The following is a 25,861-nucleotide window of genomic DNA, read 5'->3' as shown; positions in this document are numbered from 1 at the left end:
ACACGTATCCCCCGCCCCGGCGAAAACAAACTGGTGAGAAAAAATTGAGCTGTGGCGCGTGCAGAGCGCGTGCGCGCCGCAGCCTCAAATTTTCAAAGTTTGGAGTTTCATGATGAAAAGTGTAAAAAGGAAGGCCCGCTTTGGGCCACCAAGTACCGCTACTGTGCGGTATTTGGCGTTAATCTCCATCATCGTTATCCTTTGTATCGTGTTCGCCGTACTTAATCCCGCTTTCCTGGGCCCCACCAACTTGATGAACATCGTCCGGCAGACCGGCGTTACGCTGGTCGTGTCCATCGGCATGACCTTTATTATTCTCACCGGCGGCATTGACTTGTCGGTGGGCTCTAATATCGCCGTGAGCGGTATGTTCGGCATTGTGGTTTTGAATGCTACGAACAGCACGGTGCTGGCTGTTCTTTCTACTCTTATTCTTGCGACAGCTTTTGGGGCCGTCAACGGCTTTCTGGTGGGCAGACTGAAAATTGCCGCATTTATCGTAACTCTGGCCATGCAATTTGTCGGACGCGGCGCCACCATGCTGCTGCACGGCGCCACCTCTATCAAGGTGACCAATCCTTTTTACAAATTCATTGGACAGGGCAGTGTGGCCGGCATCCCCGTGATTTTAATCATCGTGGTGGTCCTGTACCTCCTGTTTTGCACAGTAAACGACCGCATGGTATTTGGGCGTGAGCTGTACGCCATCGGCGGCAACAGCTGCGCGGCCCGGGCCTGCGGCATCCATATTGAGAAGAAGCTTCTGGTGGTCTACATGCTGGGCGGCCTGATCGCAGGCGTCGGCGCCATCATGACCGTGGGCCGTCTCGGCTCCGCCCAGCCCTACGCCGGCCAGAACCTGGAGTTCTCCTGCATCACCGCGGTGGTGCTGGGCGGCACCAGCCTGGAAGGCGGCAAGGGCAGCCTGAAGGGGACCATCATCGGCGCGCTCCTGGTGGGCATTGTCAGCAACGGCTTGAGCCTGCTGGGCGTGGACAAATTCTTTGAATACATTGCCACCGGCGCGCTGGTCCTCATCGCCGTACTCACCGACATGGCCATCACACATTACTCCAATCAGCGTCTGATTCCCAAACTCAGCGCGGAGGAGTCCGAGAAGATCCCCCATGCGTCCGCCGCCAGTGTGGAGCAGATGCGCGCTGCCAAGGAGCACGTGGTGGAGATGCGGGGCATTACCAAGGTGTTCCCCGGTATGCGCGCCCTGGATAATGTGGACTTTACCGTCCGCCCCCACGAGATACAGGCGCTGATGGGCGAAAACGGCGCGGGGAAATCCACTCTGATGCGCATCCTCAGCGGCGAGCTGCCCGCCTCCTCCGGCTCCATCTGTATCAACGGAGAACCCGTAGAGATCAACAGCGCCATGGAGGCCAAGCAGCTTGGCATCGCTCTGATCCACCAGGAAATCGCGCTGATTCCGGAGCTCACCGTGGCACAGAACATCTACCTGGGCAAAGAGGAAAAGGCAAAGCTCCCCGTCTTCTTGAAAAACCGCAGGATGAATCAGAACGCTCAGGCTGTACTGGATAAGCTTGGGCTGAAAATCAACGTATCCAAGAAAGCAAGCGCGCTCACGGTTTCCGAGCAGCAGATGGTGGAAATCGCCAAAGCTCTGGCCAGCGATGCGTGGCTGATTATCATGGATGAGCCCACCTCCTCTCTGAGCGAACGGGAAAAGGATGAGCTGTTTACCATCATTGAGCGGCTCAAGGCCGAGGGCCTGTGTCTCATCTACATCTCTCACCGCATGCAGGAGATCTTCCGCATCTGCGACAAGATTACTATTCTCCGGGACGGCAAGCTGGTGGGCGTGGAGGATGTGAGCCAGGCCAACGAAGCCAAGATCATCAGCATGATGGTAGGCCGTGAGCTCAGCGATATTTTTGAGCGTGAGCGCAGCGAGACCCTGGGCAAGCCGGTGCTGGAGGTGCGCAACCTCTGCAAGCACGGCGTGTTCCATAACATCTCTTTTACGGTCCGCGAAAAAGAGGTGCTGGGCTTCAGCGGGCTGGTGGGCGCGGGCCGCACAGAGATCGCCCGCTGCATCTTCGGCCTGGACCAGCCGGACAGTGGGGAGATCCTGGTGGATGGAACGCCTGTCCAAATCCATTCCACCCTGGACGCGCTCAGGCAGCATATTGCCTATGTCCCAGAGGACCGCAAGCAGGACGGCTTTGTCCCCTTGATGTCCATCCGCGACAACATCGCCATGGCCTCCTACAAAAAGCTGAGCAGCAGGCTGGGCTTTATTCGGGGCAGCGACGAAAAGCAGCTCTCCGCAGACTATATTGAGCGTCTGCAGATCAAGACCACCTCCATGGAGAAGAACGTCGTGGAGCTCTCCGGCGGTAACCAGCAGAAGGTATCCCTGGCAAATCGTCTGGCGATCCAGCCGCGCATCCTGATCCTGGATGAACCTACCCGGGGCATCGACATCGGCGCAAAAGCGGAGATTCACAAGCTCATCTCCGATATTGCCCGGCAGGGCGTGGCGGTAATCCTCATCTCCTCCGAAATGCCGGAGCTGATCGGCTGCGCCGACCGGGTGGCCGTGCTCCGTGAGGGTGTTATGACGGCTCTGCTGGAGCGCGGCGAACTAGAGCAGGACCGCATTATGTCTCATGCCGCGCAGCACTGACCGGCGGCAGAACAACGGGAAGCGGGTGTAAGGAAAGTATGAAAGATAAGATTATGGCGCTGGATCTGGGCTCCACAGGGATCAAGGTCGCCGTCTTTGACGCCCAGGCCAACATCCTAGGCAGCGTATACGGCGAATACAAGACCGAATACCCCGGCCCCAATATGACCCTGCAAAGTCCGACGGACTGGTGGAACTATTTCTGCGACGCCTCCAAAAAGCTGTTGGCAGAGCATCACATCTCTCCGGACGACATCGCCTGCGTGGCACCCAGCGGCCAGATGTCCGCCCTGATCCCCCTGGACAGGGACGGAACCCTTCTGATGGACCCGTGCCAGATCTGGGCGGATATGCGCACCACCCCCCAGGTGCGGGAGGTGGCCGAACGGTTCGGCGGCCAGGAGAAAGTCTACTACCACACTGGGATTGGGCTGACGGAGGAGACCTTTACGGGCTATAAAATCCTGTGGTTCCGCCAAAACATGCCCGAGCTGTTTCAAAAGACAGCCTACTACCTCCAGCCCAAGGAGTACATCGGATACAAACTCACCGGCCAGATGGCCACAGACTTCTCCGACGCGTCGGAGACTGTGATGATGGACATCAAGAACCGCATCTGGTCCAAAGAAATTCTGGACATCATCGGTATTGACCCGTCCGTCCTGCCTCCCATCCGTAAGTCCTCTGACCTGCTGGGCCACGTGACCGCCGCTGCGGCTGCGGCCACCGGCCTGAGAGAGGGCACCCCCGTGTGTGTGGGAGGGGGCGACGTAGCCATCGCCGCCTCCGGCGCCGGAGTGAGTAGGGACGGCGAGTGCTATCTGTACATCGGCTCCGGCTCCTGGGTGGGGATGTGCTCCGATCAGCCCATGTTGGACTATCAAAAGCGCATCGCCTGTATCTGTAGCACCACGACCGAGGGGTACACCCCCCATGTGGTGGCCTTCTCCGGCGGTCTGAGCCAGCAGTGGGCCCGTGAGCTGGTAAACACTATCCCGGGCAGCGATTTAAAAATTACCTACGACCGTATGGATGAACTGGCCCGGCAATCGCCGATCGGCGCCGGAGGGCTCATCTTCCTGCCCTACCTGAGGGGCGGCGGCGCGCCCACCCAGAACATCAACGCCAGGGCCGGCTTTGTGGGGCTGGAGCCCAGACACACCTATGGGGACATCTGCCGCGCCATTCTGGAGGGCGTAGCCTACATCATGCGGGAAATGGTGGATATTCTGGCCGCACAGACAAAGACCGAGATCCGGGAGGTCTACCTCATCGGCGGCGGCGCAAAGGGCTCGCTGTGGAAACAGATCATCGCCAACGTGCTCCAACTCCCCGTGGTGTGTACTACCATGAAGCAGGAGGCCAACACCTGGGGCGCTGCAAAGTGCGGCGGTGTGTGCGTCGGTCTGTGGAAGGACTTCGACCAGGCGCAGGCGCTGGTGCGCCGGGAGAGCGTATCCATACCGGATCCGGCCGTCAAGCCCATATACGACAAGCTGTATGACGTGTTCCTCACCACTTATGAACAGCTGATCCCCGTCTTTGACAAGCTGGCCGACTGCCGGCTGGCCATCGACGCAGCGGAAACGACATTATAATTAGGAGGATTTGTTATGAGCACAGTTGTCATCACCGGCGGAGCACAGGGGCAGGGCCTCAGCCACGCTTTGGCCTTCGCCCGGCTGGGGTATAACGTGGTCATCGGCGACCTGTTCCCGCCCGAGCACACGCTGATGCAGGCCGCGGTCCAGGCCATCGGGCAGGCCGGCGGCAAGTGTCTGGCCGTCCAGTGCGACGTGACCAGGGGCGACCAGGTGGAGGCTCTCTTCGCCCAGGCGGCCGAGCAGTTTGAGACCATTGACGTGGCAATCAGCAACGCGGGCATCATGACCTTCGGCGCCACCTGGGAGCTGCCCGAGGAGCAGGTGTGGAAGACCATTGACATCAATCTGATGGGCACCTGGCGGGTGGACAAAGAGGCCGCCAAATACATGCTCAAGCAGGGCAGCGGCCGCATCATCAACATCTCCTCCACCGCCGGTCTGAAGGGCACCCCCAATCTGGGGCATTACACCATGTCCAAGTTCGGCGTGATCGGTCTGACCAAGACGCTGGCCAAGGAGCTATCCAAGCACGGCATCACCGTCAATGTGATCTGCCCCACCATGGTAAAGACGCCTATGACGGACCGCCCGGAATTTGTGGACTATCTAAACAAAATGAACGGCACCTCCTTTAAAACCTTCGCAGAGGCCGATGAAGCACTGAGCAAAAAGCGCGCCATGGGAGTCGCCTTTATTGAGCCTGAGGATGTGACCCGCATGATCGTCTGGGCTGCCACCTCTCCCGAGGCACGCCTCATTACCGGTGCGACTCTGACCATTGACGCCGGATCCATGCTGTAACCCAAGCCAAATTAAGAAAGGAAGTCTGTATGATGGAACAATTTCTTCTGAAGGGCGCCGTTACCGAGCTGATTGCCACTTTTGACAAGAACGAAAAACTGGACCTGGGTATGTACGCAAGCCAGTGCGATTTCCAGATGCAGGCCGGCATCAAGGGTCTGTTCTGCTCCGGTCTGGCGGGCGAGAGCCTCTACACCACCCAAGATGAGCGCATTGAAATGACCAAAGTCGCGGTGGAAAAGGCTGGCGGCAAGGTCCCCGTGGTGGGCAATATCGCCGAGTTGCGTTTATGCGACGCCAAAACGCTGCTGCAGCGCTATGTGGATGCCGGCGTGGACGCCATCTGCATCACCCAGCCCTATGTTCTGGGCTATACACCCGACCTGCTCTTCCGCTATTACTCCGAGCTGGCCGGCATGACCAAGCTGCCCGTATACGTATACAATGCGCCCCAGACCAGCAACACCCTGTCCCCGGCGCTGGTGGATAGGATCGTCAATGAGAATGAAAATGTGGTGGGTTATAAGGACAGCACCCAGGACATTATCCATCTCCAGTCCGTCATGGCGGGCATCAAGCCGGGCAAACATTTTGAGTGTGTTGCCGGCAGCGACGCCACCATCTTCCCCACTCTGACCATTGGCGGCTGCGGCATCATCTCTCTGATCTCCGCGGTATTCCCCAAGCCCATCATCGACGTGTGCGAGATTTATTTCAGGGGCGACATTGCCGGCGCCTTTGAAAAGCAGAAAGAGATTTTGGCCATCCGCACCGCGCTGAAGGGCGCGCCCTTCCTGGCGGGCTACAAATACGCAGCTTCCCTCATCGGCCTGGAGCTGGGCGTTGTCCGCAACCCGCTCAGCGATGCAACCCAGAAGGAAAAGGATGCCATTAAGGCGAATCTCCAGGCGCTCCATCTTATCTAGTCCGTTGTTGCCTCAACGCAAAGGAGGGATCAGCAGCTGCTGATCCCTCCTTCTTCATGCCGGGAGCAATTCATACCTTCCTTTTATAAGGGGGCCGGCTGGAGCTTGGTCCCCCTTAGGCTTGTGCTGTCAGCTCCACAAAATTTCTCAGCATCTGTGCCACCTCAGCCCGCCTCTTCACGTCGTTACCCCTATATTCGGCATATGCCATCAGAACGACGGCCAGCTGTTCCCGGGTAATCGGATCATTGGGACCAAATTGTCCGTGTCCACATCCATTGACAATCTGTCTCTCCGCAGCCCAGGCCGCCGCAGAGGCGTGCCAGCTTCCCTCCGCCACATCGAAGCGGGCGGCAGGGCAGTCCAGATGGGCGCCGCTGGGGGGCGCTGAAGCTCCCCTACCCGAAGCCGACCACCGATCCGACCACCTTACCGGTCTTCATGTCCATCTTTGTAGGTGCGCTGGTGTAGAAGAAGTACATGTACTCCATCTTATCATCCACGCAAATACCCCGCAGGCGGAAGTTCCCGCCGCACAAATCAATGGTATCATAGTGGGTGTACCCTTCCTCCAGCACAATCTCCCACAGCTCCCTCTGCTCTGCTGCGGTGCGCTCCACCGCGCTGGCTCTTGCCGTCAGCGCGGCCTGGAACAGCCCCACTGACATCACAGAAATGAGCGGCCATGAAATGGCTGCCACGTATCCGCTTCATACCTCTTTTCAATGCTTCTCCGACTCCTTCTGCTCTTGCATTCTCTTTGCCGACCCGTTCAATCGACCATCCCGGTACCGCTGGCCGCACAGCAATATGTGAACGCCCACACCGCAGAACTTCTCAGAATAGGCCACACTCTTATTCTAGGGCAGGCACGTAAACTTCACGATCCCATTCTTTATAAAGACTCGGTTAATTCCGTTCCCGAATGAAAGAACCCGGCCTTTTACCCATACCGGATGGGGTGGTCCATATCTTACACAAGGCGCGCAGAGAAGCATTGATTCGTACCCGTCAACGGGCAGACGTAAGAAGCCATACGATCTGAATCAGCACACTGCTTCGCCCTGCGCCTCATCCCCTCTCGGCCAGCTTTTTCAGCAGGTCGGCCCCGTATTTGTATGCCTCCAGGTAGTCCATGGTCTCGTCCGCCAGGCCAAAGCGCTCCTGGACCGTTTTCCGGTCTGTCTCCGCGGCGCTCTCACCCCCGCATAGCGCCAGGAAGGCCTCCCAGGCCCCGGCCGTGTGCCGGATGGTGTACGGGCAGTCTTTGCCGTTCCAGCGGTTGTGCTGCACCACGTTTGCAATCGGGATGCCGTGCTCCTCCATCAGCAGCCGCACCAGGGCGGCCGCATTCGCTTTGGCCTTTGCAAAGTCCCCGTCCGCGTTGACGCAGATCTCAATCCCGATGCTCTGGGCGTTGCCCGTCCCCGCCTTGCCGTCCCCCGCGTGGTAGGCCGTCTCCCCATCGGGCAGGTGCTGCACAATGGCGTGGTCGTCCACCGTGTAGTGCCAGCTGACCAGATCGGCCTCCCCGGCGGAGCTGTTCAGATAGGCCCCATGGGCTTCGGCGTCCGCGCCGGAGGCCTTGTTGCCCGTCTCGTGGATGGTAATGTACCTGCAGGGATTTATCCCGCCCGGCCGGTTCTTCCGTCCGGCGTCAATGTACGCCGTCCGAATCTTCATCCCCGTGTCCGTGGTCCGCTGAGCGCCCTCCACGGCCTCCAGATACTCCAGGGCCACCCAGCCCTTGGCCGTCTGTCCCCAGCCGCCCTGCGCAGCCGTGACCGCCACCACCGTGCCGCACGCATAGGCCCCAACCTTGGAATAGCCTGTCCCCGGACCGCTGCGGATATTGACGCCCACAGACGGCGTTACTTTGTACTGTCTGCCCACAGGCCTGTCCCCCTTCTGCTCATCCTTTTCCAGCCAAAGACAGAAATACCCGGCCACCTTCCGGCTGCTGGTGATCTTCTGCCCGCCGCCAAAGTCGCACTGGCTGGAGCCGCCGGAATCCCATCCCGTGGCGTACAGCGTTCCGGATGGCTCGTACTTCCGGCCGATTGCCGCCAGCTCGTCCCGCAGCGCCTCCGGCGTCTTTGCATCCCCGGTTCCATCCCCGCTGCAGTAGAGCACCAGCGTGTCCCCGGCGATCATGGCCGCGGACCGGCCGCGCCTGCCGCCGTATGCGGCATCGTAGGACAGCTTTGCACCCTCCTGCCTGGAGGGCGTCAGCAGCTCCACCCCGGAGAGGTAATTCTCGCCGCCCTGCACGGGCACCAGCGCCAGGCGCATGTCCGCCACGGCGTCCCAGGTCAGGCCGTACCCGGACCAGCCCGCGTTGGCCTTCACCACGCCCTTGATCCTCAGATTGCCCACCGGCCGCCCGGTGGACATGTTGTAAAACCAGCAGTTGATGATCTGGTCACAGCCCACTGCGGTCTTAACCTGGGACATGCTCCGCCCTTTGGCCTCTACCAGCTCCGCCCGCACGATCTGCTCCAGCGGGGTCTCCGTTATGTACTTGCTCATCGTTCACTCCCCCTTTCAGTCCAGAGGGTGCCCAGTTTCGTATACACCGCCTCTCCCTTGTACTGTTCCTCGATCATGGCCGCAATGTCACCTAAAATTTTGTTTACGGTCCGCATTCCTTTCACCTCTTTGAAACATGTTTTATTACCGCTCAGGCCCGTCAACCCGTGCCCAAAGCTCAGCTGACTCGTCTGTGGAACACACAATCGTCCGTTTTATCGTGCCGTTCTCCTGCTATACTGGATTCTGCAAAGGGGAGAGCGGCCACCCCACACCCAAAATCTCTTCCTACCATTAGATCTATTTTTCTAAACTTTTTATCTAAAAACAAAACCTATCTTTGTAAAATTGTAAGATGGGCAATTGTCTGTGTTATAAAAGCTGCTTTGGTTTTATTTTTCTAAACTAGAGGATAGCACAGATACAGAAGCATGTCAATTCCATTTTTCAATTTTTCTAAACTTTTTCTTTCCTGTTCTTGATTTTTCTAAACTTACATGGTATAGTCCTATTAACAGAAAGGGGGGCAACGCCAAAATGGAAAAGATGAGCTGCGCCCAGAGGATCCGCCAGGGCCTCACCGTCCGCGGCATGCGGCAAAAGGATTTATGTAAGGCCACAGGTATTCCCAAAAGCGCTGTGAGCCAATATTGCAGCGGTTCCTTTACTCCAAGGCCGGACCGCATTGCGCTGATCGCGAAAGCACTGGATGTAAACGAAGCCTGGCTGATGGGGTATCACGTCCCTATGGAGCGGGAAAGCCCGGAGGCGCCGCCGCTCCCCGGGGCCTTTCCGATCAACCCGACGCATAAAATCCCCCTGCTGGGTCAGATCGCGGCCGGCCTGCCCATCTACGCAGAGGAAAATATCGAGGGCTATCTCTGGACCGATCGCAACCATGGCGCGGAGTATTTTGGCCTGCGTGTGCGCGGCGACAGCATGAACGCCGCCGGCATCAACGACGGCGACATTGTAATCGTAAAAAAGCAGGATATTGTGGAGGACGGGGCCATCGCGGTGGTGCTTGTGGATGAATCCGCCACCATAAAGCGGTACCGCCTGGAAAAGGGAATTGTGATCCTGACCCCGCAATCCACTAATCCTGAAAACCAGGTGCAGTTCTACAATCTCAAGGAGCACACCATTAGGATATTGGGCCGCATTGTGGAAAGCCGGACGGAGTACTAAGTGCCGCCCCCTCCAGAGTTCTGCCCCCACATCAAAGCGCCGTGAATTGAATCAGCGGCGAACTCTTTTTACTCAGTTTTCTCTTGCTGTGGTAAAACCCCCAGTCTGCACTCAGGTACAGACTGGGGGTTTTCGGCACACCGGCAGGGCGCGTCTTTTATATGCCGCGCTTATGGGGAACTTGGTTGAATCAGAAGAAACAGCAAGCGCGCTTAAAGTACTTCCTGGGTGGAGATCACATCACAGCCGGTCCCGCACACATTGGCGAGAATGACGTCCCCCACATGGATGGGGGCGACGGCCCGGTGGGCAAAGATCTCGTTTACACAATCAAACATCAGCCGCTTGGGGATGGGTGCGGAGGTTTTCACGCTGAAAGGCTTTTCGCGCCCCTCTATTCTCATCAGAGAGGTGAGCACCCGCAGAGGTTCCACCGCCTCCTGGCGCGCGTACTCCTCGCCGCGCTTGCAGACGTTTCCAGCTACGGAGCATACCTTGTCTCCCTCCATGGACACGATAAGCCGGCAGCCCATGGGGCAATTAATACAGACCAACTGCTTTTCCATATCCGATTACACCTCCACCCGTACCGCGATCTTCTCTTTTGCCTTTGCCAGGACGCTGCGGTCAACCGAGAACGAGCACATCTCACCCGGGGTCAAAACCGGTCTGTGATACGTCGCGGCACAAACGCCGTCTACATCCACACAAATGCGGCAGGCAGGAAACTTATCTCTCGGCCGGAACATAAAGTCAACCTTGCCCGTCCCTGCACGACGCACCTTCTGGGGCACCGCGCCGTTGACGCCGAAGCCGCTCTCCACCGGGACGGTCTCGCTGGTCTCCACCTCACCCCGCAGATACCGGGCCGCATTGGCGCCGGCCTGAGTTCCCTCCGCGCTGACGTGGTCCACCAAGTCGTGGACGTGAAGCACGTTTCCGCAGGAGAACACACCGGGCAGCGAGGTCATCAGGTAGTCGTCCACCACCGCGCCCTTTGTCACGGGGGAGAGCTCGATGCCGGCGGACTTGCTCAGCTCATTCTCCGGGATCAGGCCGGCGGAGATCAGCAGGGTATCACAGGGGATCTCGAACTCCGTCCCCGGGATCGGACGGCGCTTTTCATCCACCTTAGACACCACGACAGAGCTCACTCTGCCGTGGCCCTTGATCTGGGTCACCGTGCTGCTGTAGCTGATGGGGATGTCGAAATCCTCGATACACTGGGAGATATTGCGGGCCAGGCCGCTGGAGTAGGGCATAATCTCAACCACGCGCTCGACCTTGGCCCCCTCCACGGTAAACTGACGGGCCATAATCAGGCCGATGTCGCCGGAGCCGAGAATGACGATCCGCTTGCCGGGAAGGTAGCCCTCCAGATTCAGATATCGCTGGGCCGTTCCGGCCGTGATGACGCCGGCGCAGCGGGAGCCGGGGATCATCAGCGCACCCCTGGACCGCTCACGGCAGCCCATGGCCAGGATAATCGCCCTGGCCTGGATGGTGAACAGTCCGGAGGAGGGGTTCATGGCGGTGACAACCTTCTCCGGTGAGATGCTCAGGGCGAAGGTCTCGCACATGCAGGTAATATTCAGAGCCCTCGCCTCGTCTGCGATACGCTTGGCAAACTCGACGCCGGTCAGGTCCTCTTTATACTTGTGGACGCCAAAGCCGTTATGAATGCACTGCCGGAGAATACCCCCCAGATAGGGGCTCCGCTCCAAAACCAGAATATCCTCTACGCCCTGCTTACGGGCCCCAACGGCGGCGGACAGTCCGGCAGAGCCGCCGCCGATGATTACCAGATCGACTGTTCTCACTGCTCATTCCCCTCCTTCGGCTGGCACGCATGATCAACCAGAATGTTGGAGTGACCACCGGACTGGGTGATCTCCAACGGCTCCTTTCCAAGCTCCTCACACAGGATCTGCAGCACCCGTGGGCTGCAGAAGCCGCCCTGACACCGGCCCATTCCGGCGCGGGTGCGCATTTTGACGGCGCTGACGCTGCGCGCGCCCACAGGGCGGCGGATGGCGTCCCGGATCTCAGCCTCGGTTACCTGCTCACAGCGGCACACGATCTTGGCGTAGTCCGGGTCCTCCTCGATGGCCTTCTGGCGCTCCTCCATAGTCATGGTGCGGAACGGGGCCTTGATCTCCCGCCCCGGCTTGTAATCCGCCTTGAGGGGAGTGCCCTCCCGCTCCACCAGGATCTTCACCATATCCTCCGCGATCGCGGGGGCGGCGGTCACGCCGGGGGACTCAATGCCGGCCAGGTTGATGAAGCAAGGCGCATCCTCCGGTTCGCCCAGGATAAAGTCGTCCCGGTCCGGATGGGCCCGGCTTCCGCCGTACGCGGTGATGACCGCGTCGCGGGGGAACTGGGGCACATGCCTGCTGATGGGAAAATGCTTCCAGTTCTTCTCAAAGTAGTTTACAATCTTATCCAGGCCCTCCCGGGTGTTATCCGAGAAATCGGGGTCATCCACATCGTCTGCGTTGCATCCGAGAATGATGGTGCCGTCTACAGACGGCATCAGGCCCATGCCCTTGGTATGGCCGCCGGTTGGCAGCGGTTCGGGCGTCTGGCAGATGGTAGTCTTGGTATATTTCGCAAGGTCCCGGTCCACGATCAGGTGCTGGCCCTCCCGGGGAATGATATGGAACACATCCTTGGAGACCATATTATTGAACTTATCCGCATAAGTACCGGCGCAGTTGAAGATATACCTGGTCTCAAAGTCCCCGCCGCTGGTCCTGACCAGCCAGCCGCCCTGGATCTTCTCGATGGACTGCGCCTCTGTGGACAGTCTGAACTCCACACCGTTGCGGGCCGCGTTTTCAGCCAGGGCGATAGCCAGGTTGTAGGGGCAGACCATGCCGCTGTCCGGGATCCACAGGCCTCCAATGACGCCTTCTCCCATATCCGGCTCGATCTCCAGCAGGTCCTCCCGTGTGCACACCTTGGTCTCCACATGGTTGCTGTCGCCCTTCTCCTTCAGGCGGCGAACCTCTTCCATCTGTGCCTCGTTGACCGCGAAAACGATCATCCCGTTTTTGACATATGGGACCTGAAGCTCCGCGCACAGATCGGGGTACATCCGGCTGCCCCGCACATTATAGATTGCCTTGTAGCTGCCCGGATCAGGGTCGTAGCCCGCATGGACCGTGGCGGAGTTGCCCCGGGTCGTGCCCGCGCTTACGTCATGTCCTTTTTCCAGCACCAAAGTCTTCAGCTGGTAGCGGGACAGCTCCCGCGCTGTGGAACAGCCACTAATTCCGGCCCCGATGACAATTGCATCCCACATGAGTAAAACCTCCTTTAGTCTTGCTTTGCCCTGTTTCCTGTTGCTTTGATGGAAAGAGTATAAAATGTCTTATGAACCATGTCAAATGTCCCGCTGTCCAGCAGCAAGCCGCTCCACATCCAAGCGAGCCAAAAACAGAATTTTTGCTTCTTAATTGTCGTTTTCAATGCAATTCGTATAAATCATTTCAGCCATCTCGCAATTGAGATATGTAAATTGCACTGTTTTATTGCGATTTTTTCTTTGTGCTTCCAAACTTTCTTCCCAATAAATATGGATATTTTGTACGATTACACCAATGTTTCAGCGAGTTATGCCTGACATCGCTCAAAACGATATAAATCAAGGAAATATCATCAAAACGAGCGATTGAAAGACCTTACGGATTATGCAATAATTTTTATAGTAGCTTGATGGCCAGAAGGCTGGGCCAGAGCGGTTGGGACGGTTGCCCAGAGATCAGAATTTTCGGTCGTGCCGGTCTAATAGGCGGGATCGGCCTGGGCGAGGTCTTAGCACCGCTTCTTGGCCCGTGTACTTCTGGAGCATCAAGGGGATAAAGGAGTAATTAGGAGGTGCATTTTCCAATGGCAGTCATCAGTCAAGTCATCGTGTACATCATGGTCATTTTCATGGCAATTGCCGCTGTCGACCGCATGTTTGGCAGCAAGCTCGGCTTAGGCACCCAGTTTGAAGAGGGCTTTAACGCCCTCGGCGGACTGGCTCTTGGCATGGCCGGTATCATGGTCACCGCACAGCTCATCGGCCAGGTGCTCACTCCTTCGGTAGGCGCTCTGTTCAAAATGGTCGGCGCCGACCCCTGCATGGCGGGATCACTGATCCTCTCCATTGACACCGGCGCTTATACACTGGCCCATGCCATTCAGCCCAATGATCCTGATATCGCAAACTACTCCGCCATCATTCTCGCCTCCATGATGGGGCCCACAATTGCGTTCAGCATTCCGATCTGTCTCGGCATCATCCATCCCAAGGATAAGAAGTTCCTCGCACTGGGGGCTCTTTCCGGCATTGTATGCATCCCCTTTGCCTGTATCGTGGGCGGCCTTGTAGCGGGCTTCAATCCCGGCATGGTCATCATCAACATTATCCCTGTCATCGTTTTCGCGGTGCTGATTGCCATTGGTCTGGCGCTGATTCCGAATGGAATGATTAAGGGCTTTGACGTATTCTCCAAGCTCATGGTTGCTTACCTTACCTTCTTCCTCGCACTGGCTATTATTCAGGAATTAACCCCCATCCATGTAATTGAACTGCTGCCTCTGTCCGATGTGTGGATCACCTGCGGCTCCATCGCCATCATGCTGGCCGGCGCCTATCCTCTGGTCAAGGTCCTGACCAAGGTCTTGAGCAAGCCTCTGGGCAAGCTGGGCGGCCTGATCGGCGTCAACGACGTCTCTATCGCCGGCCTCATCGCCTGCTGCGCCAACTGTATCCCCGCCTATAACCTGATGAAGGATATGGACAACAAGGGAAAGGTTATCAATGTGGCTTTCTCTGCCTGCGCGGCATTCGCTCTGGGCGATCACCTGGGCTTCTGCGCCGGCGTCGAGCCCGACCTGATCGCTCCTATGGTGATCGCCAAGCTGGTCGGCGGTATCCTGGCAATCGGCGCGGCCTGCATCGTGTGTAAAATGAACGCCAAGCAGCTGGCCGACTAACCCTCTGATCCCCCGTTTCCTTGCTTTACCCCATGGCTGCCGTGTCCATGTTGCCCAGGATAGCCTCCGCCCCGGCAGGTATGACCCATTCCACGATAAAGAAGGTGCCTACTGTATGAAGCAGTCTCCAACGCCGTCGAAACGGAGTTATTTACTTCTTTTGTTGGTGGTACTGGCCGTCGCTTTCGGCGTTTACTCGCTGACGGGCGGACGCCTGCTGGATTTCGGCCTTCTGGGCAGGACGGAGAAAAGGCCGTCGGACCTGGATGCAAACCTGACTTATGGGCTGAAGTATATCCCCTCTTCCGCGCATGCGCTGGAGCGGGACGGAATTGTCCTGATCAACACGGGCAGCCAGGTCGTGGCACGTGAGCTCTCCTCTGATATCAAGGTCGAGGCCGGCGATATCGCCGAGAAGAGCAGCAGGCCCATTGTGCGCATGGCGGAGTCTGTGGGATACCTGTACCTCTATGACGGCGAAACGGTCTACCGACTCCAGATCGGCGGAGACGGCAAGCCGCACACTGCGGTCAAAAGCTGCCGGAAATTCGAGGTCATGGGCGATTACATTTATTCCCTGCAGGAATACAGGGGGAGCACGCGCCTTTACCGGTGCAGTCTGGTCGGCTCCTATGAAAAGCAGCTTTTCGGCGCCGATGTTCTGGATTTCTGGGCTTATGGCGGCAATCTCCTGACGCTTGAAAGCAATGGAAACTATCGCTGGTATCATGTGGTTACACAAAATTCTTTGGAGCATACACTTCCGAAAGCGCTCTCCGGTCTGGCGCTGGACAGCGAGGGAATTCTCTATCTTCTGGATGGGACGCTGAAAAAACGTCCCTATTTGGAACAGGACGACTCCGTCCTGGCCGAAGACATCCAGTCGTTCATATCCGGCCCCACAATGCTGGCGCTTTTGAAGGAGGATGGCTCCGTTTGGCTATGCCAGCCGGATGGCACAGAACTGACCCGCCTGGGTGATATGACCTTTGAGGCCAGCGCGGCGCTTGATCTGTCCGAGACAGCCGCTTTCGTCACACAGCCCGATGGTTCTGTCTGGTCCACCCCGTTGGAGAATGTAAAGTGGAGTATGGTCTATACTCCATCCGTTCCATCATAATTACGGAGGTTTATTATGGGCAAATTATTAGCAGGTATCGATCTGGGCACCACCGCCCTGAAGATCGCTGTCTTTGATACCACCGGCAAGATGCAGGGCAACGCTACTCTGGAATATCAGCTGATCACCCCCAAGCCCTATTTCGTCGAGTCCGACCCCGCCGTCTATATGGACGCCATCGTCAAGGGGTTCGGCAAGCTGGCTGAACAGGGCGTCGACCTGATGGATCTGGCCGCAATCAGCTTCTCTCTGCAGAGCGAGACCATGTTCTTCGTGGACGAGTACGGCGTGCCCCTGCGCAACTCCATCAGCTGGATGGACAACCGCGCGGTAGAGCAGGCCGAATACCTCACCGCCAAGTACGGCGACGAGGTATGCTATCAGCACACCGGCCAGATCAGCTTCGCCGCCAATTGGCCCGTCGCAAAAGCCCTCTGGGTCAAGCAGAACGAGCCCGAGGTCTTTTCCAAGACCAGGAAGATTCTGCTGATCGAGGACTTTATCATCTTCCAGCTCACCGGCCGCTATGTGTCTGACTGCGCCATGCTGTGCTCCACCCTGTACTGGGACATCACCACCAAGAAGTACTGGCAGCCCATGCTCGATGAACTGGGCATGACCGAGGAGAACTTCCCCGAGATCATGGAGCCCGGCGAGGTGGTTGGGAACGTCCTGCCCGATATGGCCAAAAAGCTGGGCATCAACCCCCACGCCAAGGTCTGTACCGGCGCGATGGACAATGCCATCGGCGCCGTGGGCGTGGGCGCCTGCCACCCCGGCATGTTCTCCGAGAGCATCGGCTCCACTCTGGCCGTCTGCGTGCCCACCCGGGATATCTGCTATGACCCCAACCGCCAGATGCCCGTCCACTACTACCCCATCAGGGACACCTACATGATGCACACGTTCACTTCCGGCGGCATCTGCCTGCGCTGGTTCCGTGACAAGTTCTGCAAGTATGAGATGACCACCGCGGAAATGACCGGCGTGGACGCCTACGACCTGATGACCAAGCAGGCCGAGCAGACCCCGCCGGGTGCCGACGGGCTGATCTTCCTGCCCCACCTGAGCGGTTCCCTGGCCCCCGACGTGAATCCCAATGCCACCGGCGTGTTTATGGGTATTACTCTGGTCCACGGGAAGGGTCACTTTATCCGCGCCGTCATGGAGTCTCTGGGCTATCTGGTGCGCCGGAACATGGAGGCCCTGTCTGACATGGGCATCGAAGTGGACGAAGTCCGCGCGTTCGGCGGCGGCTCCAAGAGCCCTGCCTGGAACCAGATCAAGGCCGACATTCTGCAAAAGACCATCTGCGTAACCAACTCCAAGGAGGCCGCCTGCCTCGGCGCCGCCATCCTGGCCGGCCACGCCGTCGGGATCTTCGACAGCATTGAGGCCGCCTGCGACAGCATGATTGAGGTTGTCGCCCGTTATGAGCCCAACCCCGCCAACAAGGAGATCTACGACAGGGGCTTTGAAATCTATAAGAAGATGCAGAATGACTGTGCCGAGCTATTTGACATGATCAGCAAGCGTTGACCATACCTCCCCTCAATGAAGCAGCGGCCGCCGAAGAAGAATCTCCGGCGGCCGCTGCCTTTTTCACTTTTCTAAAATTATGGGCACATTTTGGGAAGTTCTTCCAATAAAGCCCCGGCCTGTTCTAAACACGGCCGGGGCTTTATTGAAACGGAAACGCGTGCGTATCAGCTTAAACTTATTTTGCAGCCATATAGTCGGCGACAGCTTTCAGGTTATCGCGGAAAGATCCCTCGGGCTCAAAGTTCTTGGTGAACAGGGCGCTGCCCATGGTAAAGCCCCAGGGGCCGATGTCAAACATGGTGTCGATGCGCTTGAAGTTGGAAATGCTGCCGGCGATACACACCTTGGCGTCGATGGCGGCGCAGAACTCACGAGCCAGCTTCTCACCGTCCACTACATGGCGGTAGGCCAGAATGTCAAAGGCCCCGATGCCCTTGGCCATCAGGTCGCGGGCGTTCTGGATGATCTCCTCGTTGGTGCCCTCCAGAATGCTGGGGGAGCCGGAGACCTTGCCCACAAACGGGCTGTACTCCATGTGGTTCTCGTTCAGGTACTGATGTACAGACGCATAGTAGACCGTGCCCATCAGGACATCAAAGCCGCACTCAATCGCGGTATGCGCCGCCTCAAGGCAGGACTTCTCATCATAAGTGACTACCTCAAGGTACGTGGTCTTACCGGCGGCCTTCATCGCAGCCACCAGCTGCTTCATCTGGTCCTTGGGCAGGCCCACATTCTTGAAGCCCCAATTTTGGACAGGCAGATCTTTGCAGCTGTCAAAAACCTCATATGCATTCTCTACCGTAACATCGTTGTACGTCAGCATGACGACCAGATTTGGTTTGTTCTTCATCAAAATCACTCCTAATCACATTCGCTCTCCTCCGGCTGTGCCGGAAGGCTGTGCTGTAGCCGTAGGCGGTCGGCTATTGCTTGTAATTATATCGGTTTTGCCTGATATTTCAAGACTGCGGGACGGGTCAAAAGCGGGCGCAAAAATCGGATAAAGAGCGGCGTGACAATATTAGGCGTTTATGGAGCACTATTTCAGCATTACAAACAATTTCCCGGTAAAAAAATCCAAAATTTTATACCTATACAGAAAAATTAATTTCCTCTGCAAGCTTGAATTTTAAAAAATCAGGTGTTATTCTACACTTAAACGATTCAACGGTGGAGCCTTGATGGGCGCAGGCTTTGGTGCCATCGAAGTTGAGGAGGTTTCTCAATGTACCCCAATCGTCCTCACGGCTCTGTAGAGAGCTACATCATACATCTTCTGGAAATCAACACCCGTATTTCGGTGGAAGAGCTCTGCCAAACATTTAATCTGGCCCCTTCAACCATTCGGAAAAAGCTCGCCAAGCTGGAGGAGCAGGGCCTTCTGATCCGCACCCATGGCGGCGCTCTGAGTATTGATTCCAACCGTGATGAGCCGATTGACAAAAAATCAATGGTTAATATCCCGCAGAAGAAAGCGATTGCCGCCGCCGCTATGGAATTTATTAATAATGGCGACATTATCTCCTTAGGCGGCGGGAGTACAATCGCCGAACTGTGCATTTATATCAAGAAGCTGAATCGCTCCATTGTTCTGACCGACTCAATTACGATTGCAGATATTATTTCAAGGAATAAAAACATTGAGGTACGGATTAATACAGGCATTGTAAAAAGTCGAACCGGCTGTGTGGTTGGACCGGATGCCGATCTGCTATTCCGCGGGCAGCCGGCAGACAAGGCGTTCATCAGTTGTGAGAGTTTCAGTATGAGCAAAGGCGTGGGCAGTGAGAACATCCTTGTCGGCGAGGTAGAAAGGAACATGCTTCGCTATGCGCAGGAAAAATATGTTCTATGTGACAGTTCCAAGCTGAATAAGGATTCCGTTTTTACCCTCGTGGCTGCCAACGAGATTACCGCTTTGATTACTGACGACGACGCCGACCCCTATTATATCAACGAACTGCAGGAGGCCGGCCTGAAAGTTGTGGTGGCGCCCGGCTTCTACCCCAGGCGCACCACTTGGGGAAAGTAGAGAAGCACCCCCAAATATGTACAGGCCGGGATCCCGTCCCGCCGCAGAACAAAAAGGAAACCCTGGAACTGTTTCAGTTCCAGGGTTTCCTTCTGGTTGCGGGGGTAGGATTTGAACCTACGACCTCCGGGTTATGAGCCCGACGAGCTGCCAACTGCTCTACCCCGCGATATGGTGCCGGAGACCGGGGTCGAACCGGCACGGGATCGCTCCCACGGGATTTTAAGTCCCGGGCGTCTGCCAATTCCGCCACTCCGGCGTAAGCCGCTCCAGTCTCACTTGCTTTTTGAGTGCTTAAATAGAATACCACACCCACCTGCTGTTGTCAAGTCTAAATTCCGTATTCTTTTCCCGGGGGCGCGGCACAAAAAAAAGAGCACGGCCCAGCGGGTTTCGGCACATCTCGCCCCCTGTTGGGCATATACTGATTTGTACATCACCTGCGAGAGGAGGCCTGGCAAATGCCGGACCATGATATGGATACCGCTGTCAACACTGCGCCTCGTGAGGATGTGGATGATCTGATCTTCCGCACTGACCCGGGCTGGCTCGCCAGCGATCGATAAAAAACCGCCCGCCTGCGGGCGGTTTTTTGCCGCCTTTTTCCCGGTGCAGCGCTCCTTTTTTCTTTACAAAGAGGGCTGAATTGGATATAATAGTAAGGCTATTTTAGAGAAATGAGAGTGGACGCACATGCTGCAATTCGATGAATATAAGGTGAAACTCAATAATCTGCGCCCCGAGCTGGACGATCTGGACCAGGCCCTCGGCCTGGAGGCCGCCATCCGCGAGGCGGAGATGCTGGAATCGGAGAGCGCCTCCGATGGTTTCTGGAACAACCTGGAGAAGGCCCAGAAGGTCCAGCAGCGGGTCAAGCAGCTGCGCGGCAAGATCGACGGCCAGCAAAAACGCAAGAACCAGTGGGAGGACCTGATGACCCTGTGCGAGTTGGGCAATGAGATGGAGGATGAGAGCCTGATCCCAGAGGTGGAGGAGGGCTTTGCCAAGCTGGAGGCCGGAATCGAGGAGGCCAAGCTGTCCACCTTGCTCACCGGGGAGTATGATAGCTCCAACGCCATCCTCACCTTCCACGCCGGGGCCGGCGGGACCGAGGCGCAGGACTGGGCCCAGATGCTCTACCGCATGTACACCCGCTGGACGGAACGCCATGGGTACACCTACCAGATCATCGACTACCAGGAGGGGGACGAGGCGGGTATCAAGAGCGCCACCATTATGATTGAGGGCGAAAACGCATACGGCCACCTGAAGAGCGAGAACGGGGTGCACCGGCTGGTGCGGGTCTCTCCCTTTGACGCCAACGCCCGCCGGCAGACCTCCTTTGCCGCGCTGGAGGTCATGCCCGAAATCCCCGACGACGTGGAGGTGGACATCCGCCCCGAGGACATTGAGATGCAGGTCTACCGCTCCTCCGGTGCGGGCGGCCAGAAGGTCAACAAGACCTCTTCCGCGGTCCGCCTGATCCATATCCCCACCGGCATCGTGGTCTCCTCCCAGCAGGAGCGCTCCCAGTTCCAGAACCGGGACACCTGCATGCGGATGCTCCGCTCCAAGCTGGTGGAGCTGCAGATGCAGGCCCATGCGGAGAAGATCTCCGATCTGAAGGGCGTGCAGATGAAGATCGAATGGGGCAGTCAGATCCGCTCTTATGTGTTTATGCCCTACCAGCTGGTGAAGGACACCCGCACTGGGTACGAGACCAGCAATATCAACGCCGTCATGGACGGTGACCTGGACGGCTTCATCAACGCCTACCTGAAGGCGGAGGCCACAGGCAACTGGGTGGAGAAATAAGCAGATACGCCTGCGGGGGACCGATCCTTGAATCGGTCCCCCGCCTTTTTATCCTTCAAAAAGCAATCTGCCAAAGTCCATCCGCCGGTGGAAATCCGGTGTGGGGCTGCTCAGGGGCGCCCAGGCCAGGAAATGGGGCGTGGGAGTCTGGTCCCCGCATTTATAGAAATTCCCCGCGCTCTCCCCAGGCGCAAACTCCGGAAAGTAGAGCCGCACAAAGGAAAAGGGCACCTGAAAGGCAATCCCCCAGCCACCGGCGGTCGTAAAGGGCTTGGCCCGGAAGAGCTCCTCCGGCTTTTTTACGATCTGGCGCACCCGGGTGGGCCGCTCCGCGCCAAAGCCCAGATTCATCGTCCCCAGGGGGTTGAACTCAAAGTTGAAATACCGTGCATCCCCGGCCATGGGGGCAAAAAAGAACTCCAGGCAGCTGTCGCTGCACACCTGGTCCAGGCGCCCGGTGAGGGTGGCGCGGACGCGGGACTCCACCGCCTCCAGGCGGATGAAGAGCCGCTCCCCATCCCAGCAGGCCCGGGCGCTGGCTGAAATAGGGCAGGGCGCCGTCCAGCCCGTGTGCGCCAGAGAGACCGCGGGGATCCCGGACCAATCGGGCTCACGTCTCCTTTGGATGGTATAGCTCAGATCAGACATAGCGCCGCACCTTCTCTCGTTTTTCTTATTCTATCACCTGCCGCGCCTCTGTGCAAGCGGAGCCCCCTGTGCGCTCTCTAGCCCAAACTTGTGCCGCTCCGTGCGGATCCCAAGCTCTTCAAGCACCTGTATGATACACTCCACACATTCAAAGTCGTCATTTTTTCTGCCCAAATGGACGTCGTCCAAGATGAGCCGGATCCGCTCCAGGGCGGCGGCACATTTTCCCTCCACAGTGTCCTCCAGCCGAAAGGGCGGCTGCCCCATATTTTGCATCAGCCGCCGGCCCAGTTCCTGTTCCAGCATAGCCCTTGTGCAGTCCAGCATAACTATTCCTCCTGGTCAATTTCTGACCAAATTCTATCATACATTACGAATATAATCAACCCGTTAGTCAAAAATTGACCAATCGGGTGGTGAAGATATGAAGCATATGCGTACGGAGACCGGAAGCCGCAATTTGGTTGGCCCGCGTGTGCGCATACTCCGTCAAGCCCGCGGCCTTTCCCAGGAGAAGCTGATGGCTCAGCTCCAGCTGATGGGCATGGATGCTGAGCGCGGCGTCATTAAGCGTATTGAAAACGGGACACGGGCTGTCAGCGATTTAGAGCTTCGCGTGTTGGCCCGCTACTTTCATGTATCCTACGAATATCTGATTGACGGAACGGAATGAAAAAGGCCCCCGCAGCCAATGGCTGCGGGGGCCTCGCGGTTTTCTTAGTACATGCCGCCCATACCGCCCATGTCGGGCGCGGGGGCCGCAGGCGCGGGGGGCTGGGGCTTGTCAGCCACCAGGGACTCGGTGGTCAGCAGGACGCTGGCAATGGAAGCCGCGTTCTCCAGCGCGGAGCGGGTCACCTTGGTGGGGTCCACGATACCGGTGGAGATCATGTCCACATAGGTCTCGTTATAGGCGTCAAAGCCGAAGCCGACCTTATCGGCCTTCTTCACATTCTCCAGAACCACGGAGCCGTCGATGCCGGCGTTGGCGGCGATCTGGCGCATAGGCTCCAGCAGGGCACGGGCCACAATCTGCACGCCGGTCTTCTCGTCGCCCTCGGCCTCGCTCAGCAGTTTCTCCACGGCGGGGATGGCGTTGACATAGGCAGTGCCGCCGCCGGCCACGATGCCCTCTTCCACAGCGGCACGGGTGGCGTTCAGAGCGTCCTCGATGCGCAGCTTCTTCTCCTTCATCTCCACCTCAGTGGCGGCGCCCACGCGGATAATTGCCACACCGCCGGCCATCTTGGCCAGGCGCTCCTGCAGCTTCTCCTTGTCATAGTCGCTGGTGGTGGTCTCGATCTGGCTGCGGATCTGGGCCACGCGGGCCTTGATGGCTTCGGCGCTTCCGGCGCCGTCCACGATGATGGTGTTCTCCTTCTGGACCTTCACCTGGCGGGCCTTGCCCAGCATATCCATGGTGGCCTCCTTGAGCTCATAGCCCATCTCGGAGGAGATCACAGTGCCGCCGGTCAGGGTGGCGATATCCTGGAGCATCTCCTTGCGGCGGTCACCGAAGCCGGGGGCCTTGACGCACACCACGTTCAGAGTGCCGCGCAGCTTGTTGACAATCAGGGTGGACAGAGCGTCGCCCTCCACGTCCTCGGCGATGACCAGCAGCTTCTTGCCGGCCTGGACCACCTGCTCCAGAATGGGCAGCAGCTCCTGAATGTTGGAGATCTTCTTGTCGGTGATGAGAATCAGAGCGTCGTCCAGGACGGCCTCCATCTTCTCAGTGTCGGTGACCATATAGGGGGTAATGTAGCCCCGGTCAAACTGCATGCCTTCCACGACCTCGGAGTAGGTCTCGGCGGTCTTGGACTCCTCCACGGTGATGACGCCGTCGTGGGAGACCTTCTCCATGGCCTCGGCAATCAGCTTACCGATGACCTCGTCGCCGGAGGACACCGTGCCCACGCGGGCGATGTCGTCGGTGCCGTTGACCTTCTTGGAGTTGGCCTTGATGGCCTCAATGGCGGCGGTGGTGGCCTTAGCGATACCCTTCTTCATGACCATGGGGTTGGCACCGGCGGCCAGGTTCTTCAGGCCCTCGCGGATAATGGCCTGTGCCAGCAGGGTGGCGGTGGTGGTGCCGTCGCCGGCAACGTCATTGGTCTTGGTGGAGACTTCCTTCACCAACTGGGCTCCCATGTTCTCAAAGGGGTCCTCCAGCTCGATCTCCTTGGCGATGGTCACGCCGTCGTTGGTAATGAGGGGGGCGCCGAATTTCTTGTCCAGCACTACGTTGCGGCCCTTGGGGCCCATGGTGATCTTAACGGTGTCGGCGAGCTGATTGACGCCGCGCTCCAGCGCGTGGCGGGCCTCTTCGCCGTAGCAGATAATCTTGGCCATAACAATTTACCTCCATACAAATTCCGCCTCGGCGGAATCAAATTTAAAGTTTGTCCGAAGCAGGACATGCGCCTGCGCAGGACACCGATACCCCTGGCCGCGGCGGCCAGGGCCTCGTCCGCCGTGCGGACGAGAGGGGGTTATCGGCTGCGGTTTCCTTGGGAACCGCAGCCGTATCTAAGGGGGACGAAGTCCCCCTTAGACTTTTTTACTCCACGACGGCCAGAATATCGTTCTGGCGGACAATGGTGTACTCCACGCCGTCAACCTTGACCTCGGTGCCGGAATACTTGCTGGTGATGACCTTATCGCCCTTCTTGACGGTCATGGTCACTTCCTTGCCGTCCACCAGACCGCCGGGGCCGACCTCGACCACTTCAGCCACTTCGGGCTTCTCTTTTGCGGCGCCGGTGAGGATAATGCCGCTCTTCGTGGTCTCCTCGGCCTCTACCATCTTCAGGACAACTCGGTCAGCAAGGGGTTTGAGTTTCATCTGGGGTTCCTCCTTCATGTATCACTATTTTTTGATTAAACACATCCAGTGTTTTAGCACTCATTTTATCAGAGTGCTAATCACGTTTATAATAATACCCTCCCTTGCCAAATTACGCAAGTCTTTTTTTGTGAATAATCCGTTAAATTTTAAAAAAGGAAAGTCCTCTGAGCTATTTATCTAGCTCAAAGGACTGCGTGCTCCTTTTTTCTCTTGTTTTCTTCGCTTTCTATATTTTCTTCACGCAACTTTGGATTCCAGTGGGTCCCCTGCGGGAAAAAGAAGTTCACTTTTTTAGCAGACAGGCGAATGGAGATCACATCCGTGTCGATCCGCTCTCCATCCAGATTGACCATCTCCGGCTTCGGACAGGTGATTTTTAGCTCCCGCCCTCGGCGCATGATGATCTGGGGAATGTCCTTGGCCCCACCCCTGGCATACTTGCCGATCAGCGCCAGTATGGTAAAACGTGAGACCCCCTTGATGATGACAAAATCCAGCAGTCCGTCATCCGGTAGCGCGTCCACGGAGGGGTTGAAGCCGCCCCCATAATAGCGGCCGTTGCACACGCAGATGAGGGTATACTCCTTTCCCGGCAGCAGCTGCCCGTCCACCTCTACCCGGTAGGGGCGGTGGATGCCCTCAATAATCGTGCGCAGGGCGGAGAGCTGATAGGCCAGGGAGCCGCCCACCAGCGGCATGTGCTTGAAATCCCCCACTCGCAGGCCGATGCGGGCGTCAAAGCCCACTGAACACACATTGAGGGCCAGACGGCCGTTGCACTCGATCAGGTCCGCCCGGGCCTGGGGCCCGTCCAGCAGGGCGGTCAGATCCCGAAAGCGCTCCGCCCCGGGTCCGAACATCCGGATAAAGTCATTTCCGGAGCCGATGGGAAAGGTGGTCACGGCCGCGTGGTCAAAGCCAGCCGCGCCCACGGCCGCCTCATTCAGGGTACCGTCCCCGCCGCAGGCGTAGATGCGCACCGGCCCTCCCCGCTCCGCGGCCGCCCGGGCCAGCTCCCGGGCATGGCCGGGATACCGGGTCACCACAGCCTCATACTCCAGCGCCCGCTCCTGTGCCAAGGCGCGCACCTGGGCGAGCACTTCCTGGCTTCGGTCACTTTTTCCTGCCTGCGGATTGATGAGAAACAGATGCTTCAT

General features: G+C 57.8%; 23 protein-coding genes and 2 tRNA genes. 11 read left to right on the top strand and 14 right to left on the bottom strand.

The genetic code is table 11. From position 1 onward, the window contains the following. Nucleotides 1–112: 112 nt before the first annotated feature. Genes H9Q75_RS08395 through H9Q75_RS08380 form a run of 4 tightly spaced genes read left to right on the top strand, consistent with a single transcriptional unit; the run spans nt 113 to nt 5,990 of the window. Nucleotides 113–2,659: an ATP-binding cassette domain-containing protein gene (locus H9Q75_RS08395; protein ID WP_186566063.1), complete on the top strand. Its 2,547-nt coding sequence runs from the start codon at nt 113–115 to the stop codon at nt 2,657–2,659. Nucleotides 2,660–2,697: 38 nt separating this feature from the next. Continuing rightward, entirely contained in the window at nt 2,698–4,257 is a 1,560-nt protein-coding gene (locus H9Q75_RS08390; protein WP_186566061.1) for a xylulokinase, read from the top strand. Nucleotides 4,258–4,272: 15 nt separating this feature from the next. Beyond that, nucleotides 4,273–5,064: an SDR family NAD(P)-dependent oxidoreductase gene (locus H9Q75_RS08385; protein WP_186566060.1), complete on the top strand. Its 792-nt coding sequence runs from the start codon at nt 4,273–4,275 to the stop codon at nt 5,062–5,064. A 29-nt stretch (nt 5,065–5,093) separates the two neighbouring features. Next, nucleotides 5,094–5,990 carry a dihydrodipicolinate synthase family protein gene (locus H9Q75_RS08380; protein WP_186566058.1) on the top strand — a complete coding sequence of 299 codons (897 nt, stop codon included), beginning with the start codon at nt 5,094–5,096 and terminating at the stop codon, nt 5,988–5,990. 115 nt (nt 5,991–6,105) lie between these two features. Here the strand turns inward: H9Q75_RS08380 and H9Q75_RS12980 are convergent, their stop codons facing one another. The 3 genes from H9Q75_RS12980 to H9Q75_RS08365 form a co-directional block, all read right to left on the bottom strand. Then, entirely contained in the window at nt 6,106–6,330 is a 225-nt protein-coding gene (locus tag H9Q75_RS12980; protein WP_186566056.1) for an S-layer homology domain-containing protein, read from the bottom strand. A 58-nt stretch (nt 6,331–6,388) separates the two neighbouring features. Further along, nucleotides 6,389–6,691 (bottom strand): hypothetical protein, encoded by a 303-nt coding sequence (locus tag H9Q75_RS08370; RefSeq protein ID WP_186566054.1) that lies wholly within the window; start codon nt 6,689–6,691, stop codon nt 6,389–6,391. Nucleotides 6,692–7,061: 370 nt separating this feature from the next. Beyond that, a complete protein-coding gene (locus H9Q75_RS08365; RefSeq protein WP_186566052.1) occupies nt 7,062–8,519 on the bottom strand; it encodes an N-acetylmuramoyl-L-alanine amidase in 1,458 nt (485 codons plus the stop codon). A gap of 537 nt (nt 8,520–9,056) precedes the next feature. On the opposite strand from H9Q75_RS08365, the gene H9Q75_RS08360 reads away from it, so the two are divergent. Further along, nucleotides 9,057–9,707 (top strand): LexA family protein, encoded by a 651-nt coding sequence (locus H9Q75_RS08360; RefSeq protein ID WP_186566050.1) that lies wholly within the window; start codon nt 9,057–9,059, stop codon nt 9,705–9,707. A gap of 212 nt (nt 9,708–9,919) precedes the next feature. Here H9Q75_RS08360 and H9Q75_RS08355 read toward each other — a convergent pair whose 3' ends face one another. From H9Q75_RS08355 to H9Q75_RS08345, 3 genes are read right to left on the bottom strand one after another with little or no spacing between them, the layout of a single operon-like run. Further along, a complete protein-coding gene (locus H9Q75_RS08355) occupies nt 9,920–10,273 on the bottom strand; it encodes a DUF1667 domain-containing protein (protein ID WP_186566048.1) in 354 nt (117 codons plus the stop codon). Nucleotides 10,274–10,279: 6 nt separating this feature from the next. Beyond that, a complete protein-coding gene (locus H9Q75_RS08350) occupies nt 10,280–11,527 on the bottom strand; it encodes an FAD-dependent oxidoreductase (RefSeq protein WP_186566046.1) in 1,248 nt (415 codons plus the stop codon). Next, the gene (locus H9Q75_RS08345) at nt 11,524–13,014 is read right to left on the bottom strand and encodes an NAD(P)/FAD-dependent oxidoreductase (RefSeq protein WP_186566044.1); all 1,491 of its coding nucleotides are present in this window, start codon (nt 13,012–13,014) and stop codon (nt 11,524–11,526) included. The genes H9Q75_RS08350 and H9Q75_RS08345 overlap by 4 nt, the downstream gene beginning before the upstream one ends. Nucleotides 13,015–13,601: 587 nt before the next feature. Between H9Q75_RS08345 and H9Q75_RS08340 the strand changes: the two genes are divergently transcribed. From H9Q75_RS08340 to H9Q75_RS08330, 3 genes are all read left to right on the top strand, one after another. Continuing rightward, the gene (locus H9Q75_RS08340; RefSeq protein ID WP_186566042.1) at nt 13,602–14,696 is read left to right on the top strand and encodes an ethanolamine utilization protein EutH; all 1,095 of its coding nucleotides are present in this window, start codon (nt 13,602–13,604) and stop codon (nt 14,694–14,696) included. Nucleotides 14,697–14,811: 115 nt separating this feature from the next. Beyond that, the gene (locus H9Q75_RS08335; RefSeq protein WP_186566040.1) at nt 14,812–15,816 is read left to right on the top strand and encodes a hypothetical protein; all 1,005 of its coding nucleotides are present in this window, start codon (nt 14,812–14,814) and stop codon (nt 15,814–15,816) included. A 15-nt stretch (nt 15,817–15,831) separates the two neighbouring features. Further along, the gene (locus H9Q75_RS08330) at nt 15,832–17,355 is read left to right on the top strand and encodes a xylulokinase (RefSeq protein ID WP_186566038.1); all 1,524 of its coding nucleotides are present in this window, start codon (nt 15,832–15,834) and stop codon (nt 17,353–17,355) included. A gap of 178 nt (nt 17,356–17,533) precedes the next feature. Here the strand turns inward: H9Q75_RS08330 and H9Q75_RS08325 are convergent, their stop codons facing one another. Continuing rightward, nucleotides 17,534–18,211, bottom strand: coding sequence for a hypothetical protein (locus H9Q75_RS08325; RefSeq protein ID WP_186566036.1), 678 nt, complete (start codon nt 18,209–18,211; stop codon nt 17,534–17,536). 375 nt (nt 18,212–18,586) lie between these two features. Here H9Q75_RS08325 and H9Q75_RS08320 point away from each other — a divergent pair, with 375 nt between their 5' ends. After that, nucleotides 18,587–19,393 (top strand): DeoR/GlpR family DNA-binding transcription regulator, encoded by an 807-nt coding sequence (locus H9Q75_RS08320; RefSeq protein ID WP_186566034.1) that lies wholly within the window; start codon nt 18,587–18,589, stop codon nt 19,391–19,393. Between the two features lie 93 nt (nt 19,394–19,486). On the opposite strand, the gene H9Q75_RS08315 is transcribed toward H9Q75_RS08320, so the two are convergent. Then, nucleotides 19,487–19,562: transfer RNA gene (locus tag H9Q75_RS08315), tRNA-Met, on the bottom strand. Nucleotides 19,563–19,565: 3 nt separating this feature from the next. After that, nucleotides 19,566–19,652: transfer RNA gene (locus H9Q75_RS08310), tRNA-Leu, on the bottom strand. Nucleotides 19,653–20,086: 434 nt separating this feature from the next. Here H9Q75_RS08310 and prfB point away from each other — a divergent pair. Then, nucleotides 20,087–21,208 (top strand): peptide chain release factor 2, encoded by a 1,122-nt coding sequence (gene prfB / locus H9Q75_RS08305; protein WP_186566032.1) that lies wholly within the window; start codon nt 20,087–20,089, stop codon nt 21,206–21,208. Between the two features lie 48 nt (nt 21,209–21,256). On the opposite strand, the gene H9Q75_RS08300 is transcribed toward prfB, so the two are convergent. Continuing rightward, nucleotides 21,257–21,856: a carbohydrate-binding family 9-like protein gene (locus H9Q75_RS08300; protein ID WP_186566030.1), complete on the bottom strand. Its 600-nt coding sequence runs from the start codon at nt 21,854–21,856 to the stop codon at nt 21,257–21,259. Between the two features lie 33 nt (nt 21,857–21,889). After that, nucleotides 21,890–22,183 (bottom strand): hypothetical protein, encoded by a 294-nt coding sequence (locus H9Q75_RS08295; RefSeq protein WP_186566028.1) that lies wholly within the window; start codon nt 22,181–22,183, stop codon nt 21,890–21,892. Between the two features lie 97 nt (nt 22,184–22,280). Between H9Q75_RS08295 and H9Q75_RS08290 the strand changes: the two genes are divergently transcribed. Beyond that, entirely contained in the window at nt 22,281–22,529 is a 249-nt protein-coding gene (locus tag H9Q75_RS08290) for a helix-turn-helix domain-containing protein (protein ID WP_186566026.1), read from the top strand. A 44-nt stretch (nt 22,530–22,573) separates the two neighbouring features. On the opposite strand, the gene groL is transcribed toward H9Q75_RS08290, so the two are convergent. The 3 genes from groL to H9Q75_RS08275 form a co-directional block, all read right to left on the bottom strand. Continuing rightward, nucleotides 22,574–24,208 (bottom strand): chaperonin GroEL, encoded by a 1,635-nt coding sequence (gene groL, locus H9Q75_RS08285; protein WP_186566024.1) that lies wholly within the window; start codon nt 24,206–24,208, stop codon nt 22,574–22,576. Between the two features lie 208 nt (nt 24,209–24,416). Further along, entirely contained in the window at nt 24,417–24,701 is a 285-nt protein-coding gene (locus H9Q75_RS08280) for a co-chaperone GroES (protein ID WP_186566022.1), read from the bottom strand. Nucleotides 24,702–24,886: 185 nt separating this feature from the next. Beyond that, entirely contained in the window at nt 24,887–25,861 is a 975-nt protein-coding gene (locus tag H9Q75_RS08275; protein WP_186566020.1) for a diacylglycerol/lipid kinase family protein, read from the bottom strand.

Source organism: Lawsonibacter celer, assembly GCF_014281125.1.
Classification (GTDB): domain Bacteria; phylum Bacillota; class Clostridia; order Oscillospirales; family Oscillospiraceae; genus Lawsonibacter_B; species Lawsonibacter_B celer.
This window is presented reverse-complemented; position numbering and strand designations above follow the sequence as displayed.